12 protein-coding genes are annotated in these 14,522 nt (G+C 73.1%); 2 read left to right on the plus strand and 10 right to left on the minus strand.

All coding sequences use genetic code 11. The features are described 5' to 3' along the window. Positions 1-5: 5 nt before the first annotated feature. Together ACE3Q2_RS07530 and ACE3Q2_RS07535 are read right to left on the minus strand one after the other, a co-directional pair. Positions 6-3,065, minus strand: coding sequence for a diguanylate cyclase (locus tag ACE3Q2_RS07530; RefSeq protein ID WP_374473628.1), 3,060 nt, complete (start codon positions 3,063-3,065; stop codon positions 6-8). Between the two features lie 554 nt (positions 3,066-3,619). Then, positions 3,620-5,002, minus strand: a complete 1,383-nt coding sequence (locus ACE3Q2_RS07535; RefSeq protein ID WP_374473591.1) for an L-serine ammonia-lyase — start codon at positions 5,000-5,002, stop codon at positions 3,620-3,622. Positions 5,003-5,079: 77 nt separating this feature from the next. On the opposite strand from ACE3Q2_RS07535, the gene ACE3Q2_RS07540 reads away from it, so the two are divergent. Continuing rightward, on the plus strand, positions 5,080-5,307 hold the full coding sequence (locus tag ACE3Q2_RS07540; RefSeq protein ID WP_374473592.1) for a glutaredoxin family protein: 228 nt from the start codon (positions 5,080-5,082) through the stop codon (positions 5,305-5,307). Here ACE3Q2_RS07540 and ACE3Q2_RS07545 read toward each other — a convergent pair. From ACE3Q2_RS07545 to ACE3Q2_RS07560, 4 genes are read right to left on the minus strand one after another with little or no spacing between them, the layout of a single operon-like run. After that, positions 5,288-6,550, minus strand: coding sequence for an ectonucleotide pyrophosphatase/phosphodiesterase (locus tag ACE3Q2_RS07545; protein ID WP_374473593.1), 1,263 nt, complete (start codon positions 6,548-6,550; stop codon positions 5,288-5,290). The two genes, ACE3Q2_RS07540 and ACE3Q2_RS07545, sit on opposite strands and share 20 nt — an antisense overlap. Before the next feature lie 54 nt (positions 6,551-6,604). Continuing rightward, complete coding sequence (locus ACE3Q2_RS07550; protein WP_374473594.1) at positions 6,605-7,153, minus strand: YceI family protein; 549 nt, start codon at positions 7,151-7,153, stop codon at positions 6,605-6,607. Position 7,154: 1 nt separating this feature from the next. After that, positions 7,155-7,739: a cytochrome b gene (locus ACE3Q2_RS07555; protein WP_374473595.1), complete on the minus strand. Its 585-nt coding sequence runs from the start codon at positions 7,737-7,739 to the stop codon at positions 7,155-7,157. Next, on the minus strand, positions 7,717-8,334 hold the full coding sequence (locus tag ACE3Q2_RS07560) for a YceI family protein (RefSeq protein ID WP_374473596.1): 618 nt from the start codon (positions 8,332-8,334) through the stop codon (positions 7,717-7,719). Before ACE3Q2_RS07560 ends, ACE3Q2_RS07555 begins: the two co-directional genes overlap by 23 nt. A 96-nt stretch (positions 8,335-8,430) precedes the next feature. On the opposite strand from ACE3Q2_RS07560, the gene ACE3Q2_RS07565 reads away from it, so the two are divergent. After that, positions 8,431-11,493, plus strand: a complete 3,063-nt coding sequence (locus tag ACE3Q2_RS07565) for an ATP-binding protein (protein ID WP_374473597.1) — start codon at positions 8,431-8,433, stop codon at positions 11,491-11,493. Position 11,494: 1 nt separating this feature from the next. Here the strand turns inward: ACE3Q2_RS07565 and hemE are convergent, their stop codons facing one another. Genes hemE through ACE3Q2_RS07585 form a run of 4 tightly spaced genes read right to left on the minus strand, consistent with a single transcriptional unit; the run spans position 11,495 to position 14,488 of the window. Further along, positions 11,495-12,571 (minus strand): uroporphyrinogen decarboxylase, encoded by a 1,077-nt coding sequence (hemE, locus tag ACE3Q2_RS07570; RefSeq protein WP_374473629.1) that lies wholly within the window; start codon positions 12,569-12,571, stop codon positions 11,495-11,497. 7 nt (positions 12,572-12,578) lie between these two features. Next, positions 12,579-12,833 carry a WGR domain-containing protein gene (locus ACE3Q2_RS07575; protein WP_043803236.1) on the minus strand — a complete coding sequence of 85 codons (255 nt, stop codon included), beginning with the start codon at positions 12,831-12,833 and terminating at the stop codon, positions 12,579-12,581. Between the two features lie 39 nt (positions 12,834-12,872). Further along, on the minus strand, positions 12,873-13,952 hold the full coding sequence (aroB, locus tag ACE3Q2_RS07580; RefSeq protein WP_374473598.1) for a 3-dehydroquinate synthase: 1,080 nt from the start codon (positions 13,950-13,952) through the stop codon (positions 12,873-12,875). Beyond that, positions 13,949-14,488, minus strand: coding sequence for a shikimate kinase (locus tag ACE3Q2_RS07585; RefSeq protein ID WP_374473599.1), 540 nt, complete (start codon positions 14,486-14,488; stop codon positions 13,949-13,951). The genes aroB and ACE3Q2_RS07585 overlap by 4 nt, the downstream gene beginning before the upstream one ends. Positions 14,489-14,522 lie beyond the last annotated feature (34 nt).

Genomic DNA, 14,522 nt, shown 5'->3' on the forward strand with positions numbered 1-14,522 from the left:
GCCGGCTAGGGGGCCGGGCTGCCGCCGGGCGGGTGCAGGTGGGCCGAACCGACCAGGTCTAGGCGCTCCACCAGCCGCTCCGGGTCGCCGGCCAGCGCCGCCTGCAGGCCGCCAAGGTCGGTGTCGCCGCGGGCGCGGTAGGCGGCCCAGCCGTTGCGGCCGTGGGTCTTCACGAAGTAGAGCGCGCGGTCGGCCAGTTCGATCATCTGTTCCCAGCCCAGGCCGCCGCGGGCGTCGCGGAACAGCGGGCATTCGATGAAGCCCACCGAGCAGGTGAGCTTGAGCGGCTCGTCGCTGCCCACGTCGAAGCGGTGCGTGGACACCGCCTGGCAGATGCGTTCGCCCAGCATCGGCAGGTGCCGGTTCGGCATGGGGCGGAACACCACCAGGAATTCCTCGCCGCCCCAGCGGGCGATGTAGTCGCCGGTGCGCACCATCTGGCCCAGCACCTGCGCCACCTGCTGCAGCACGCGGTCGCCGGCGTGGTGGCCGTGGCTGTCGTTGACCTGCTTGAAGTGGTCGATGTCGATCAGCGCGAACACCATCACTTCGTCCAGGCTGCCGCGGCGCACGGTTTCGCGGTCGTAGTAGGCGATGTCGGCGGGGATCTGGTTGGCCAGGTAGCGGCGGTTGCGGAGGCCGGTGAGCGGGTCGGTCTGGCTGGCCTCCTCGAGCCTCAGGTTCGCCACTTCCAGCGCCTCGGTGCGCTGGCGCACCAGCTGCTCGAGCGCCTCGCGCTGGCGCCGGTGCGCGCCCTGCTGGCGGCGGAAGCCCGCGTAAAGCACGCTGGCCAGCAGCGCCGCCAGCAACCAGTAGAACAGCGGCGTCTCGTGGAACCAGGGCTGGATGCGGAAGCCGAGCTGCGCCGGCGCCTGGCTCCAGGTGTCGGCGTTGTTCGAGCCCAGCGCCTCGAACACGTAGGCGCCCGGCGGCAGGTTGGTGTAGTTCACGCTGCGCCGGGTGGGGTCTTCGAGCGTGCGCCAGTCGGCGTCGTAGCCCACCAGGCGGTAGCGCAGCTCCACGCTCTTGGGGTCCTGGAAGCTGAGCACGGTGAAGTCGAAGCTCAGGTCGCGCGAGGCCGGCGGCAGCTTCCAGTCGGCGGACGGGTCGGCGGCGCGCCACTGTTCGCCCACCCGCACGCGTTCGATGAGGGTGCGCGGGGCCTTGTCGTTCTTGACGATGCCGTCGGTGCTCAGCGCCACCACGCCGTCGCGGGTGGGCAGCCACAGTTCGCCGGCTTCGAAGAAGCCCTTGGCGTTGCCGGCGCCGTTGCAGCAATAGCCCTTCTGGCCGCCGCGGCGGTCGCCGCGCTCGTTGAGCAGCATCTCGCCGCGCACGCGCTCGCGCTTGCCGGCGGCCACTTCGAGCATGTCCGACAGCAGCACGCGGTGCACGCCGCGGATGCCGGCCACCCACAGGTAGCCATGGGCGTCGTGGGTGATGAAGAAAGGCGAATTCACCGGCATGCCCTGGGCGTCGGAAAAGGCCTGCCAGCGCTTGCCGTCGAACAGGAACACTTCCTCCGACAGCGCGCCGATCACCAGCTTGCCGTCGGGCAGCTCGTGGACGGCGGTGACGTCGAGGTCGGTGCGCAGGCCGGCGTCGAGGCCGACCGGTTCGATGCGGTCGCCGATGACTTCGTGCAGGCCCGACTGGGTGCCCAGCAGCAGGCGGCCGTCGCGGGTTTCGTACAGCAGGCGGGTGCGCGGGTCGCGCAGGCCCTGCACCGGGCCGTAGGACTTCAGGCCGTCGCGGGTGAGCCGGTGCAGGCCCTGGTTGGTGGCGAACCACAGCGCGCCGCGGCGGTCGCGCACGATGCCGTTGACCTGGGCGCTGCGCAGGGGCGCCAGTTCGGGCGGCGTTTCCAGCCGGTCGCCGCGCAGCACGGCGACGCCGCGGCGGGTGCCGATCCAGACGGTGTCGTCCTCGGGCAGCAGGGTGTAGGCGTTCGGGTGCGGCAGGTCGCTGCCCTTCACCACGGTTTCGAAGCGGCCGTCGCGCATCACCGCCAAGCCGTCGTTGGTGCCGGCGTACAGCCGCCCGGCCGGGCCGCGCGCCACCGACCACAGGACGGGATCCTCCAGGCCCTCGAAGCGGCTGTAGCGGCGGGTCCAGCCGTTCCACAGCCGGGTGACGCCTTCCCACTGGCTGCCGAACCACAGGTTGCCCTCGCGGTCCTCGAAGGCCGAGCGCACGGCGGAGCCGGCGCGGTCGTCCTTCACCAGTTCGACCAGGCGGCCGGCGCGCAGGCGGGCCAGGTCTTCGACCATGCCGACCCAGAGGTTGCCGTCGCTGTCCTCGAACAGGGATTCGATGGGCGAGCTGGCCAGCGGCTCGCCACCCTCGTAGCGTTGCCACTGGTCGCCCTGGCGGAAGAACAGGCCGGCGCTGGTGCCCGCCCACAGCCGCCCCTGGGAGTCGAGCAGCTGGGTGACCACGGTGTCGTCGTCGCCCTCGGGCAGGGGCAGCAGTTCGGTGCTGCCGTCGGCGATGCGGAAGACGCGGCCGCGGCTGCCGACCCACAGGGAGTCACCACGCGCGAGCAGGGCGGTGGCGGGGCGCGGCAGCGGGTGCACCAGTTCGAGCGAGTCCTCGTTGGCGCGGTAGATGCCGTCGGGCGCGGCGACCATGAGCTCGCCGGAGGGCAGGGCCTCGAGGTCGTTGGTGTCGATGCTGCGCATCGGGTCGCCGGTGGCGAGGGGCAGGGGGCGGAAGGCGCCGTCCTGGTATACCGAGATGCCGCGGTAGGTGGCGATCCAGAGCCGGTTGCGGTCGTCCACGTGCAGGTCGTGGATCCAGATGCCGCGCAGGCCGGGGGTGGTTTCGGGGTTGTAGGCGGTGAAGCGGATGCCGTCGAACCGGGCCAGGCCGGCCTGGGTGCCGACCCACACATACCCCTGGCGGTCCTGGGTGATGGCCAGGCCGCTGATCTGCGGCAGGCCTTCCTCGATGCTCCAGCTGTTGCGGACGTAATGGTGGAACGACTTGTCCGGGTCCAGCGCCGCCACGCCGCCGGACGCCCCGGCAAGCGCGAGCACGGCGGTCAGCGACAGGGCGCGGCGCATGGACGTCACGGCGGGGGTCCGGAACAGGCTCGTCCCGACTATTACCCGTCCGCTTTCCGCCGGCAAGCCCGCCCCGCGCTTTCCGTGACCCCCGCCACGGGTCGGGGCTTGGCTTTGCCAAGCGGGTCACGGGCTCGTAGGCGGGTGATCCTGGCGGGCGTCATCGCACGCAGAGAGGGGATGTCTGCCCGGCGTCTTGCTAGCGCCATCCATGGCAGCAAACGCCGGCCGCTCCGGGCTCCTGCCCTCCGCTTCAGACATCCCCTCTCTGCGTACGCTGCCGCAGTCGCGGCGCATCGGCGTTCCGCGGGGACAAGCGCGTGCGCTTGCGCACGAGCTCGCCAGCCGGCTGGCCACGGCGTCTGGACTGCGGCAGCGTGCACAGCGTGTCCTGATCAGAAGCGAAGGCAGGATGCCGTAGCGGCCGGAACCGGTGGTCATGGATGACGCTACCGATTCCGGGCGGAGCAGGACACGCTGTGCGCGATGACGCCTGCCGGGATCACCCGCCTACGAGCCCGTGACCTGCTTGCCGAAAGGCAAGCCAAAACACATCAGCACTCGATGACGTTGACCGCGAGCCCGCCACGCGAGGTTTCCTTGTACTTGTCCTGCATGTCGCGGCCGGTGTCGCGCATGGTCTTGATGACCTTGTCGAGCGAGACCTTGTGCTTGCCGTCGCCGCGCAGCGCCATGCGCGAGGCGTTGATGGCCTTCACCGCGCCCATGGCGTTGCGCTCGATGCAGGGGATCTGCACCAGGCCGCCGATCGGGTCGCAGGTGAGGCCCAGGTTGTGCTCCATGCCGATCTCGGCCGCGTTCTCGATCTGCCCCGGCGTGCCGCCCAGCGCCGCCACCAGGCCCGCCGCGGCCATCGAGCAGGCCACGCCCACTTCGCCCTGGCAGCCCACTTCCGCGCCCGAGATCGAGGCGTTTTCCTTGTAGAGGATGCCGATGGCCGCCGCCGTGAGCAGGAAGTCGAACACGCCCTGCTCGTTCGCGCCCGGGCAGAAACGGTCGTAGTAGTGCAGCACCGCCGGGATGATGCCCGCCGCGCCGTTCGTGGGTGCCGTCACCACGCGGCCGCCGGCGGCGTTTTCCTCGTTCACCGCCAGCGCGTACAGGTTCACCCAGTCGAGCACCGTCAGCGGGTCGCGCATGCCGGCTTCCGGCTTGGCGCAGAGCTCGGCGTGCAGCGTGGGCGCGCGCCGCGACACGTGCAGGCCACCCGGCAGCGTGCCCTTCTCGCGGATGCCGCGCGAAGTGCAGTCCTGCATGGCCTTCCACAGCTCGGAAAGGCCCGCGCGGATCTCCGCCTCGCTGCGCCAGGCGCGCTCGTTGGCGAACATCAGCGCGGCGATGCTCAGGCCGGTTTCGCTGCAGCGGCGCAGCAGCTCGTCGCCGGAGTGGAACGGGTGCGGCAGTTCGGTCATGTCGGCCACGATGCGGTCTTCCGCCGCCTCGTCCTGGTTCACCACGAAGCCGCCGCCCACCGAGTAGTAGTCGCGCGTGGCGATCACCTCGCCCGCGGCGTCGTAGGCCGTGAAGCGCATGCCGTTGGTGTGGAAGGGCAGCTTCTGCCGCTTGTTCATGATCAGGTCGTGCTTCTCGTCGAAGCCGATCTCGTGCGTCCCGAGCAGGCGGATCTTCTTCTGGCCGCGGATGCGCTCGAGCGCCGCCGGGATGACGTCCGGGTCGATCTCGTTCGGCCAGTGGCCCTCCAGGCCCATCAGCACGGCCTTGTCGGTGCCGTGGCCGCGGCCGGTCAGCGCCAGCGAGCCGAACACCTCGGCGCGCACGCGCGCGGTGCGCGCCAGGTCGCCGTTCTCTTCCAGCCAGTGGCTCACGAAGCGCGCCGCGGCACGCATGGGGCCGACGGTGTGCGAAGACGACGGGCCGATGCCGATCTTGAAGAGGTCGAAGACGCTGACTGCCATGGCGGGCCGATCCTGGGGACAGGCGCGTATTCTATGCCCCCCGACTCACGGCGCGTCTGTACGCCGGCGCATCGCCCATGCCTACGCTCACCCTGATCCAGCGCGACGACTGCCACCTGTGCGACCAGGCCTGGGAGCGCCTGGCCGAAGCCGGCGTGCCCGACTTCGACCCGCTGTGGATCGACGACGACCTGGGCCTGCAGGCCCGCTACGGCACGCGCATCCCGGTGCTGCGCCGCGAGGACACCGGCGCCGAGCTCGACTGGCCCTTCGACGCCGCCGCGGTCAGGGACTTCCTGCGCTGAGCGCGGGGCGGAGCACGGCGGGGTCGCCGTCGGTCTGCGGCATGGCCGGCAGGCCCAGCAGTTCCAGCAGCAGCGGGTGCAGGTGCACGTTGTCGAACAGCGGCAGCGTGGCGGCGTCGGCCAGGTCGGGGCCGTCGGCCAGGAACAGCGCCTGCATCGCCGGGTCGGCCGGGTCGAAGCCGTGCGCGCCCAGGTGCGGCGGCGACTTGCTGCGTGCCCTGTGTTCGCGCGATTCGATCCGCCAGCCGGTGTCGGCCTGGCAGTAGATCGCCGGTACGCGCGGGTGCGTGCCGAAGGCCCAGCGCGCGGGCAGGTCTTCGCGGCGCCAGCATTCGACGTGGCCGCGGCGGCCCAGCAGCGCCGCCTCCAGCAGGGCCTGCTTGCCGGGGCGCGGATTGAAGCCGGCCTGGCTGCCCAGGTGCACCACGTCGGCGGAACGGGGTGGCAGCAGGTCCTCGACGAAGACGGTGCGGTCGGGGTGGATGCCGGCCATGCCGTGGTCGGAAACGACCACCAGGTTCACGCGCCCGCGCAGGCCGCGGGCCTCGAGGCCGGCGACGAGTTCGCCGATGGCCGCGTCCACCGTGGCCAGCGCCGCGCGCGCCTGCGGGCTGGCGGGGCCGTGCACGTGGCCGGCGGTGTCCACGCGTTCGAAGTAGAGCGTGAGCAGGTGCGGGCGCTTCGACGGCGGCAGGTCGAGCCAGTCAAGCACGGTGGCCACGCGCTCCGATTCCGGCAGGCCGTACTGGAAGGGCAGCCAGTGGTCCGGCCGCACGCCGTGCACCGCGGCTTCCGAGCCGGGCCAGAACATGGTGGCGGTACGCAGGCCGTGGGCCTGCGCGGTGACCCACAGCGGCTCGCCGTCGTCCCACCAGCGGCCGTCGCCCACGGCGCCGCGGTCGGCCATGGTGAACTCGCCCAGCGCAGGGTCGCGCATGCGGTTGTCGACGATGCCGTGGCGGTCCGGGCGCAGGCCGGTGACCAGGGTGTAGTGGTTGGGGAAGGTGAGGCTGGGGTAGGCGGGGCGCATGCCCTCGGCGCGCACGCCGCGGCGGGCGAGGGCGTCGAGGTTCGGCGTGTCGCCCTTGAACAGGCGGCCCGGGTGGGCGCCGTCGATGGACACCAGCAGCACGGGGTGCGCCGGCGCGGGCGCGGGTTCGCGCACGTCGCGCGCGGACGGTGCGCAGGCGGCGAGCAGGAGCGCCGCAAGCAGCGCGGCGAGGCGGGTCGGCAGGGAGTTCATACGGCCCCGAGTATCGCAGGAAGGTGTTGCGGCGGCGTGTCGCCGCCCCGGGGTTTACTGCGGCGCCAGCACCAGGCGCGTGCTCACCTTCACTTCGTCGGGCAGCAGGGCGGTGTCGGCCCAGTCGCCTTCGCCCACCTTGAAGGCCAGGCGCCGGAGCGTGGCGCTGCCTTCGAGCACCGGCTTGGCACCGGGGGTCCAGGTGAACTGCAGCGGCACCGGCTGGGTGACGCCGCGCAGCGTGAGGCTGCCCTCGGCCACGAAGCGGTTGCCGCCCAGCGCGCGGAAGCGGGTGGCGACGTAGCGTGCCTCGGCGGCACCGGTGGCGTCGAAGAACTCGGGGCCCACCAGCATCTGGTCGCGCTCCTCGTTGTCGGTACTGGCGCTGGCCAGGGCGATGCGCACGTCGAAGCGCGCGTTCGCCAGGTCGGCCGGGTCGAAGCGGATGCTGGGCGTGAAGCGCGCGAAGCGGCCGTCGAAGGCCTCGTCCATGTAGGTGGCGCGGAAGCCGAGCGTGGAGCCGGCTTCGGCGCGGTAGTCGGCGGCGTGCGCGGCGGCGGTGGCGAGCAGGGCGGCCAGGCCCAGGGCGAAACGAAGGCGCATGTCAGGGTTCCTTGGAAGCGTCGTTGCCGGCGGCCGGGGGCGGCAGGCCGGGCAGCATGCGCGACAGGGTGGGGTCGCGGTCGAGGTAGTGGTGCTTGAGCGCGGCCGCGGCGTGCACCGCCACGATCACGGCCAGGGCGATGAACAGCCATTCGTGCGCGGCCAGCGCGAAGGCCTTCACCCCGGCGTCGTAGCCGCTGAGCCTGGGCAGCGCGAACAGGCCGAACCACTTGAGCGGGAAGCCGGAGGCCGAGTTGTACAGCCAGCCGCTGAGCGGCATGGCCAGCAGGATCACGTACAGCGCGCCATGCGTGGCCTGCGCCACGAACGCCTGCCAGCGCGGCGTGCCCGGCACCGGCGCCGGCGTGCCGGCCACCAGGCGCCACAGCAGGCGCAGCACGGTGAGCGCCAGCACGGTGAGGCCGACGCTCTTGTGCAGCGCGTAGACCTGGATCTTGGTGGGCGAGTTCGGCAGTTCCTGCATCACCAAGCCCACGACGACCAGGCCGGCGATGGCCAGCAGCGTGAGCCAGTGCAGGGCGATGCTGACGCCGCCCCAGCGTTCAGCGGTGTTCCGGATCGGCATCGTTTCGCTCCTGGTCGTTGCGGGTGAGGGTGGCTTCGGCCTGGATTTCCAGGGTGACGCGCTGGCCGATCACGTTGGGCCAGGAATCCATGCCGAAGTCGCGGCGGTCGAGTTCGGCGGTGGCGCTGAAGCCGGCGGTGCGGCGGAAGGTGAGCGGGTGGCGGGCCAGCTGGTTCAGGCGCACGTCGAGCATGACTTCGTGCTCCACGCCGCGCAGGCTGAGCTGGCCGAACACACGCGCGTGGTTCGCGTCCACCGGCTCGACCCGGCTGGAGACGAAGCGCGCCTCCGGGAAATCCGCGGCGTCGAAGAAGGGGCGGGTGAGCAGCTTGTCGCGCCAGCCGTCGTCGCCGATCTGCAGGCGCGCCAGCGGGATGCGCACCTCGAGGCGGGCGGTGGTCCAGTCGGCCGGGTCGAAGCGCAGTTCGCCCTGCACGTCCGGGAACAGGCCCAGGGCTTGGGAGAAGCCGGCGTGGTCCACCTTGAACAGCACGCGGGTGTGCACCGGGTCCAGGCGCCAGGCGTCGGCGGCCGACGCCAGGCCTGACGCGCTTAGCAGGAGCAGACAGATCAGCGTTTTCCTCAGCGCATTCATCCTTTTTCCGACTCGGCGCAAGGGCGGCGGTGGTTAGTCTAGGCCGCATCGGTGTACGGAGGGTGCATGCGGCCGCCATCGCGAGTGCAACGCAGCGTGGCCGCGGTCCTGCTCGCCGGTCTGCTGGCCTGGGCCGGCCTGGCGGGCGCCGTCGCGCCTTTCCGCGCCTTCGGCGTGGCCGACGGCCTGCCCGCCAGCCAGGTGCAGGCCATTGCCCAGGACCGCGCCGGCTACCTGTGGCTGGCCACGCCCGACGGCCTGGCGCGCTACGACGGCCTGGCCTTCACCGTGTGGCGGCACGTGCCCGGGCAGCCGGGTTCGCTGCCGGGCAATGCGGTGCAGTCGGTCTTCGTGGACGGCGAAGACCAGGTCTGGGTGGTCGTGCAGGGGCAGGGCCTGTGGCACTTCGACCGCGACGGAGGCCGCTTCCTGCCGGCCGCGGCGCCGCCGGTGGGTGGCTTGCCGGCGGTGCCCACGCAGCTGCGCGACCGCGAAGGCGCGCTGTGGCAGGCCGGGCCGGCGGGCCTGCGGCGCGTGCCCGCGGCCGGGGCCGAACCGGGCTGGCCGGCGCCGGTTTTCCCGCGCGCGGTGCTGGCCCTGTTCGAAGACCGCGAGGGCGGGCTGTGGTTCGGCACCCGCGATGACGGGCTGCTGGCGCTGCCCGCGGCCTGGCGCAGCTTCAGCTTCGTGCCCGTGGCCGGCGGCGGGGCGCCGCTGCTGGCCGACGCGGGCGGGGTGGAAGCGTGGGTCGCGCGCGGTGCCTCACTGCGCCTGCTCGACCTGCGTGCCGGCCGGGAGCACGAGGCGGTGGTGCGGCCGGCGCTGGCCGGGGCCCCCATCACCGCGCTGCTGGCGCGGGCCGACGGCAGCCTGTGGCTGGCGCAGCGGGCGGCGCTGTCGCGGCTGGTGTTCGACGCGGCGTCGGGGCACTGGCGCCGCCAGTCGCTGCCCGAGGCAGGTGGCGCAGTGCGGCAGTTGCTTGACGCGGCGGATGGTCGCGTCTGGCTGGTGGGCGAAACGGGCGTCGAATGGCGTGACGCGGCGGGCGCGCCCGCGGGCGGGTTGGCGCGGCCTTCGGCGGGCGCGCTCTGGCGCGGGCCGGACGGCCAGCCCTGGCAGGCTGGCGGCGGGGGCCTGCAGCGCTGGGTGCCGGGCGCGTCGCGCTTCGAGCCGGTGCCCGGCGCCCCGGCCGGGCAAGTGCTCGATTTGCTGGCCGAGCCCGATGGCAGCGTGTGGGTCGCCAGCCTGGGCCGCCTGTCGCGGCTGCAGTGGAATGGAAGGCGGCTGGTGCCCGGGCGTGTCTTCGGCCCCGGCGGCGGCGTGCCGGCCACCGCCGGCGCGCGGCTGGCGCGCGATCCGCGCGGCGCGCTCTGGCTGGCCACGCCGCGCGGCCTGCTGCGGCTGGAGCCGGAAGGCCGGCAGCTCAGGCGCTTCGGCGTGGGCGACGGCCTGGCCGTGCAGGAACTGGGCGGCGCCGCGCTGCACGTCGGTGCCAGCGGCCTCGGCGTCGCGGCCACGCGCCGCGGCCTCCAGCTGTTCGATACGCGCCGGCTCAACCGCCGCGACCGCGCGCCGCCGCCGCTGGTGTTCGAATCGCTGGGCGTGCAGCGCGGCAGCCAGCGGCTGGCGCTGCCGGCCTCGGCCACGCTGCTGCGGCTGCAGCCCGGCGACCGCGACCTGCGCGTGGTGGCGCGACTGGTGTCGTTCGTGGACGCGCCGGCGCACCGCTACCGCTTCCGCCTGCTCGGTTACGACGCCGGCTGGGTGGACGTGGGCGCCGCCGGCGAGCGCGTGTTCCCGCGGTTGGAGGCCGGCAGTTATCCGCTGGAAGTGGTGGGCGCCGTTTCCGACGGCGCGTGGTCGGAGCCACGGCAGCTCACGCTGCTGGTCGACCCGCCCTGGTGGGGCACGCGCACCGCGCTGGCGGCGCTGGGGGTGGGGGTGCTCGGGCTGCTGGCCTGGGCGGCGCTGTTCCACCGCGCCCGGCTGCGCCGTCGCGAAGCCTGGCAGCTGGCCCGCGCCCGCCAGCAGCTGGCCGAGCAGAATTCCGAAGCCAAGACCCGCTTCCTGGCCACGCTGGGCCACGAAATCCGCACGCCCATGACCGGCGTGCTCGGCATGGCCGAGCTGCTGCAGGGCGGCGAACTGCAGCCGCGCCAGCGCGCGCAGGTGGACGCCATTCAGGTAGCCGGCCGGCACCTGCTGCGGCTGGTCAACGACGCGCTCGATCTCGCGCGCATCGAAGCCGGCAAACTCACGCTCGAAGACACCCCGTTCGCACTGCGGCCGCTGCTGTCGGAGCTGGTGGGCCTGCTGCGCCCGCTGGCCGAGGCCAAGGGCCTGGCCTTCAGCCTGCGCTGCGACGCCGCGGTGCCGGCACACCTGCGCGGCGACGCCACCCGCGTGCGCCAGATCCTGCTCAACCTGGCCTCGAACGCCATCAAGTTCTGCGAGCGCGGTGAACTCGCCATCCACGTCGGCCCGCGGCAGCCGCTGGGCATCGTGATGGTGGTGCGCGACACCGGCCCCGGTCTCGGCGCCGAACAGCAGGCGCGGCTGTTCCGCCGCTTCGAACCCGGCCAGCCCGCCTCGGCCGACGGCCGCTATGGCGGCAGTGGCCTGGGCCTGGCCATCAGCCAGGAACTGGCGGCGGCCATGGGCGGCTCCATCAGCGTGCAAAGCGAACCGGGCCGCGGCGCCAGCTTCCGGGTCGAGCTGCCGCTGCCCGCCGTGGATTCACCGCCGCCGGCGGAAGCCACGCCCCCGCCGGAACAGCCCGAGGGCCGCAGGCTGCTGCTGGTGGAAGACGACGCGGTGGTGGCGGCCGTGGTCACCGGCCTGCTCGAACGCCAGGGCCACCGCGTGGTGCATGCCGCGCACGGCCTGGCGGCGCTGTCGGAGCTGCAGGCGGGCGGGTTCGACCTGGCCCTGCTCGACCTCGACCTGCCCGGGCTCGACGGCTTCGAACTGGCCCGGCTGCTGCGCGCCCAGGGCCGGCGGTTGCCGCTGCTGGCCATCACCGCGCGCGCCGACGCCGGCGCCGAGCCGCAGGCCCGCGCCGCCGGCATGGACGGATTCCTGCGCAAGCCGGTGACCGGCGCGATGCTGGCCGAAGCGCTCGCGGCGCTGGACCCGGCGCGCGTGCCCGGGCCGGGGTGAGTCAGCCCTGGCGGCTGTGGGCGTGCACCGCGTCCACCAGCACCCGCACGTGTTCCGGGTCCATGTCCGGCGACATGCCGTGGCCCAGGTTGAACACGTGGCCGAAACGCGAGCCGCCATTGGCCGCCGCGTAATCGTCGAGCGCGCGCGCGGCCTCGGCGCGGATGGCCTCGGGCGAGGCGTACAGCGTGGTGGGGTCGAGGTTGCCCTGCAGCGCCACGCGGCCGCCGGTGCGGCGCCGGGCTTCGCCCAGGCCCACGGTCCAGTCCACGCCCACGCCCTCGGCGCCGCTGGCGGCGAGCTCTTCCAGGTAGGGCGCGTTGCCCTTGCCGAACAGGATGAGCGGCGTGCGCTCGGCGCCGTCGCCACGCGGCAGTTCGGCGGCGATGCGCTGCAGGTAACGCAGCGAGAATTCACGGTACAGGTGCGGCGCCATCACGCCGCCCCAGGTGTCGAACACCTGCAGCGCCTGCGCACCGGCGGCGCGCTGCGCGGCCAGGTAGGCGATGACGGCGTCGGTGGTCACTTCCAGCAGGCGGTGCAGCGCGGCCGGCTCGTTGAGCGCCATGGCCTTGATGCGGGCGAAGTTGTCGCTGCCGCCGCCTTCCACCATGTAGCAGGCCAGGGTCCAGGGGCTGCCCGAGAAACCGATCAGCGGCACCGCGCCGTCGAGCTCGCGGCGGATGAGCGACACCGCGTCCATCACGTAGCGCAGCGAGCTGCCCATGTCGGGCACGGCCAGTTTCGCGATGTCGGCCGGCGTGCGCACCGGGCGCTCGAACTTCGGGCCCTCGCCCTCGGCGAAGTACAGGCCCAGGCCCATGGCGTCGGGCACGGTGAGGATGTCGGAGAACAGGATGGCGGCGTCGAGCTCGTAGCGGCGCAGCGGCTGCAGCGTGACCTCGCAGGCCAGCTCCGGGTTCGTGGCCAGGCCCATGAAGCTGCCGGCCTGCTTGCGGGTGGCGCGGTACTCCGGCAGGTAGCGGCCGGCCTGGCGCATCAGCCACACCGGCGTGCAGTCCACGGGTTCGCGCCGCAGGGCACGCAGGAAGCGGTCGTTCTTCAGGGTCACGGCAATCCTTCCATCAACGCGGCGCGTCGGCGCCTTGGGCGAACATCACCTGGAAACCCTTGCGCACCTGGGCGTCGCGGGCTTTCTCGAAGGCCGAGAGCGCGGCGTCGCGCTCGAGGTACTGCTCGCGCTTGAGCTGCGCCTTGCCGCCGATCTGGCCGGTTTCGCGCAGCAGCGTCCAGCCGCCCAGCAGGTCCTGCTGCAAAATCAGCTGGACGTACTTGGGCGCCTCGCCGGCGGTGGGTTTTTGCTGTAGCAACAGGCGCATAAGGCCGCCATTGTATCCCGTGGCGCCGCTGCTGGCGCCTCAATCGGCGAGCACGGCCAGGATGGCGCCGGGGTCGACGCCGTCCACCACCTCGGCCTGGCCCAGGCCTCGCCACAGCACCAGCCGCAGTTCGCCCGAGAGCGCCTTCTTGTCCAGGCGCATGCGCGCCAGCAGCGCCTCGGGCGACAGGCCCGGCGGCACCGCGGTGGGCAGGCCCAGGCGCTCGAGCAGGGCGGCCAGCCGGGCCGCGTCCACCCAGGGCGCGCGGCCCAGGTCGGCCGACAGCCGCGCCGCCAGCACCATGCCCACCGCCACGGCCTCGCCGTGCAGCAGGCCGCCGTAGCCCTGTTCGGTTTCGATGGCGTGGCCGAAGGTGTGGCCCAGGTTGAGCAGCATGCGTTCGCCCTGCTCGGTTTCGTCGCGGGCGACGATGCCGGCCTTGCAGGCGCAGCTTGCGGCGATGGCCTGGGCGAGCGCATCGGCATCCCGCGCCACCAGGGCGTCGGCGTTCTGCTCGAGCCAGGCGAAGAAACCGGCGTCGCCCAGCGCGCCGTACTTCACCACTTCGGCCAGGCCGGCGCGCAGTTCGCGCTCGGGCAGGGTGTCGAGCGTGGCGGTGTCGGCCAGCACGGCCGCGGGCTGGTGGAAGGCGCCCACCAGGTTCTTGCCCTGGGGCAGGTCCACCGCGGTCTTGCCGCCGACGGAGCTGTCCACCATGGCCAGCAGGGTGGTGGGCAACTGCACGAAGCGCACGCCGCGCATCCAGCAGGCCGCCGCGAAGCCGGCCAGGTCGCCCACCACGCCGCCGCCCAGGGCCAGCACGGTGGCGTCGCGGCTGGCGCCCAGGGCCGCCAGCGCCGCCATCACCTCGCCGAAGCGCGCCAGGGTTTTCTCCTGTTCGCCGGGCGGAAGGACGAGCGCCTTCACGTTCTTTTCCGACAGCGCGGCCTGCACGGTGGCGAGATAGTGCGGTGCCACGTGGGCGTCGGTCACCACCAGCGCGTGCCGGCCGGGCACCAGCGCGCGCAGCGCGGCGGCGTCGCCCAGCAGGCCGCGGCCGATGCGGATGGGGTAGGCGCGCGCGCCCAGCTCGACGCGCAGTTCGTGCACCGCGCTCATGCCGCCTCCGAACGCTGCCAGCGGGTTTCCAGCAGCGCGTGCAGGCGCTCGGCCGCGGTGGCCACGGCCAGGCCGTCGGCGTCGAAGGCCAGGTCGGCCAGGGCCGCGTACACCGGCCCGCGCTGCTCGGCCAGCGCTTCGAGCCGGGCCTGCTTGTCGGGGCCGGCCAGCAGCGGGCGGCTGCGGTCGCGCGCCAGGCGCTCGAGCTGCTGCGGCACGCTCACCTGCAGGTAAACGATGAAGCCGCGCTCGCGCAGGCGCCGGCGGTTTTCCTCGGCCAGCACGGCGCCGCCGCCGGTGGCCACCAGCTGGCCCTGGCCCTGCATCACGTCGGCGATGAGCGCGGTTTCGCGGGCGCGGAAGCCGGCCTCACCCTCGCACTCGAAGATCACCGGCACCGAGGTGCCCGTGCGCTCTTCCAGCTGGTGGTCGCAGTCGACGAAGTCCAGCCCCAGCCGCGCCGCCAGCTTGCGGCCGATGGACGTCTTGCCGGCGCCCATGGGGCCGATGAGCACGAGGTTGGGGGCGGGATTCATGGGGCACGATGCTAGCATCGGCCGCGTTGAACGC

The organism is Arenimonas sp., from assembly GCF_041913985.1.
In the GTDB taxonomy this organism is placed as follows: domain Bacteria; phylum Pseudomonadota; class Gammaproteobacteria; order Xanthomonadales; family Xanthomonadaceae; genus Arenimonas.

Excerpts from the sequence above, each read along its gene's own strand:
- ACE3Q2_RS07585 (WP_374473599.1), bottom strand. The coding sequence starts at position 14,488 with ATGAATCCCGCCCCCAACCTCGTGCTCATCGGCCCCATGGGCGCCGGC.
- ACE3Q2_RS07540 (WP_374473592.1), top strand. The coding sequence starts at position 5,080 with ATGCCTACGCTCACCCTGATCCAGCGCGACGACTGCCACCTGTGCGAC.
- ACE3Q2_RS07575 (WP_043803236.1), bottom strand. The coding sequence starts at position 12,833 with ATGCGCCTGTTGCTACAGCAAAAACCCACCGCCGGCGAGGCGCCCAAG.
- ACE3Q2_RS07550 (WP_374473594.1), bottom strand. The coding sequence starts at position 7,153 with ATGCGCCTTCGTTTCGCCCTGGGCCTGGCCGCCCTGCTCGCCACCGCC.
- ACE3Q2_RS07555 (WP_374473595.1), bottom strand. The coding sequence starts at position 7,739 with ATGCCGATCCGGAACACCGCTGAACGCTGGGGCGGCGTCAGCATCGCC.
- aroB (WP_374473598.1), bottom strand. The coding sequence starts at position 13,952 with ATGAGCGCGGTGCACGAACTGCGCGTCGAGCTGGGCGCGCGCGCCTAC.
- ACE3Q2_RS07530 (WP_374473628.1), bottom strand. The coding sequence starts at position 3,065 with ATGCGCCGCGCCCTGTCGCTGACCGCCGTGCTCGCGCTTGCCGGGGCG.
- ACE3Q2_RS07535 (WP_374473591.1), bottom strand. The coding sequence starts at position 5,002 with ATGGCAGTCAGCGTCTTCGACCTCTTCAAGATCGGCATCGGCCCGTCG.
- ACE3Q2_RS07560 (WP_374473596.1), bottom strand. The coding sequence starts at position 8,334 with ATGAATGCGCTGAGGAAAACGCTGATCTGTCTGCTCCTGCTAAGCGCG.
- ACE3Q2_RS07545 (WP_374473593.1), bottom strand. The coding sequence starts at position 6,550 with ATGAACTCCCTGCCGACCCGCCTCGCCGCGCTGCTTGCGGCGCTCCTG.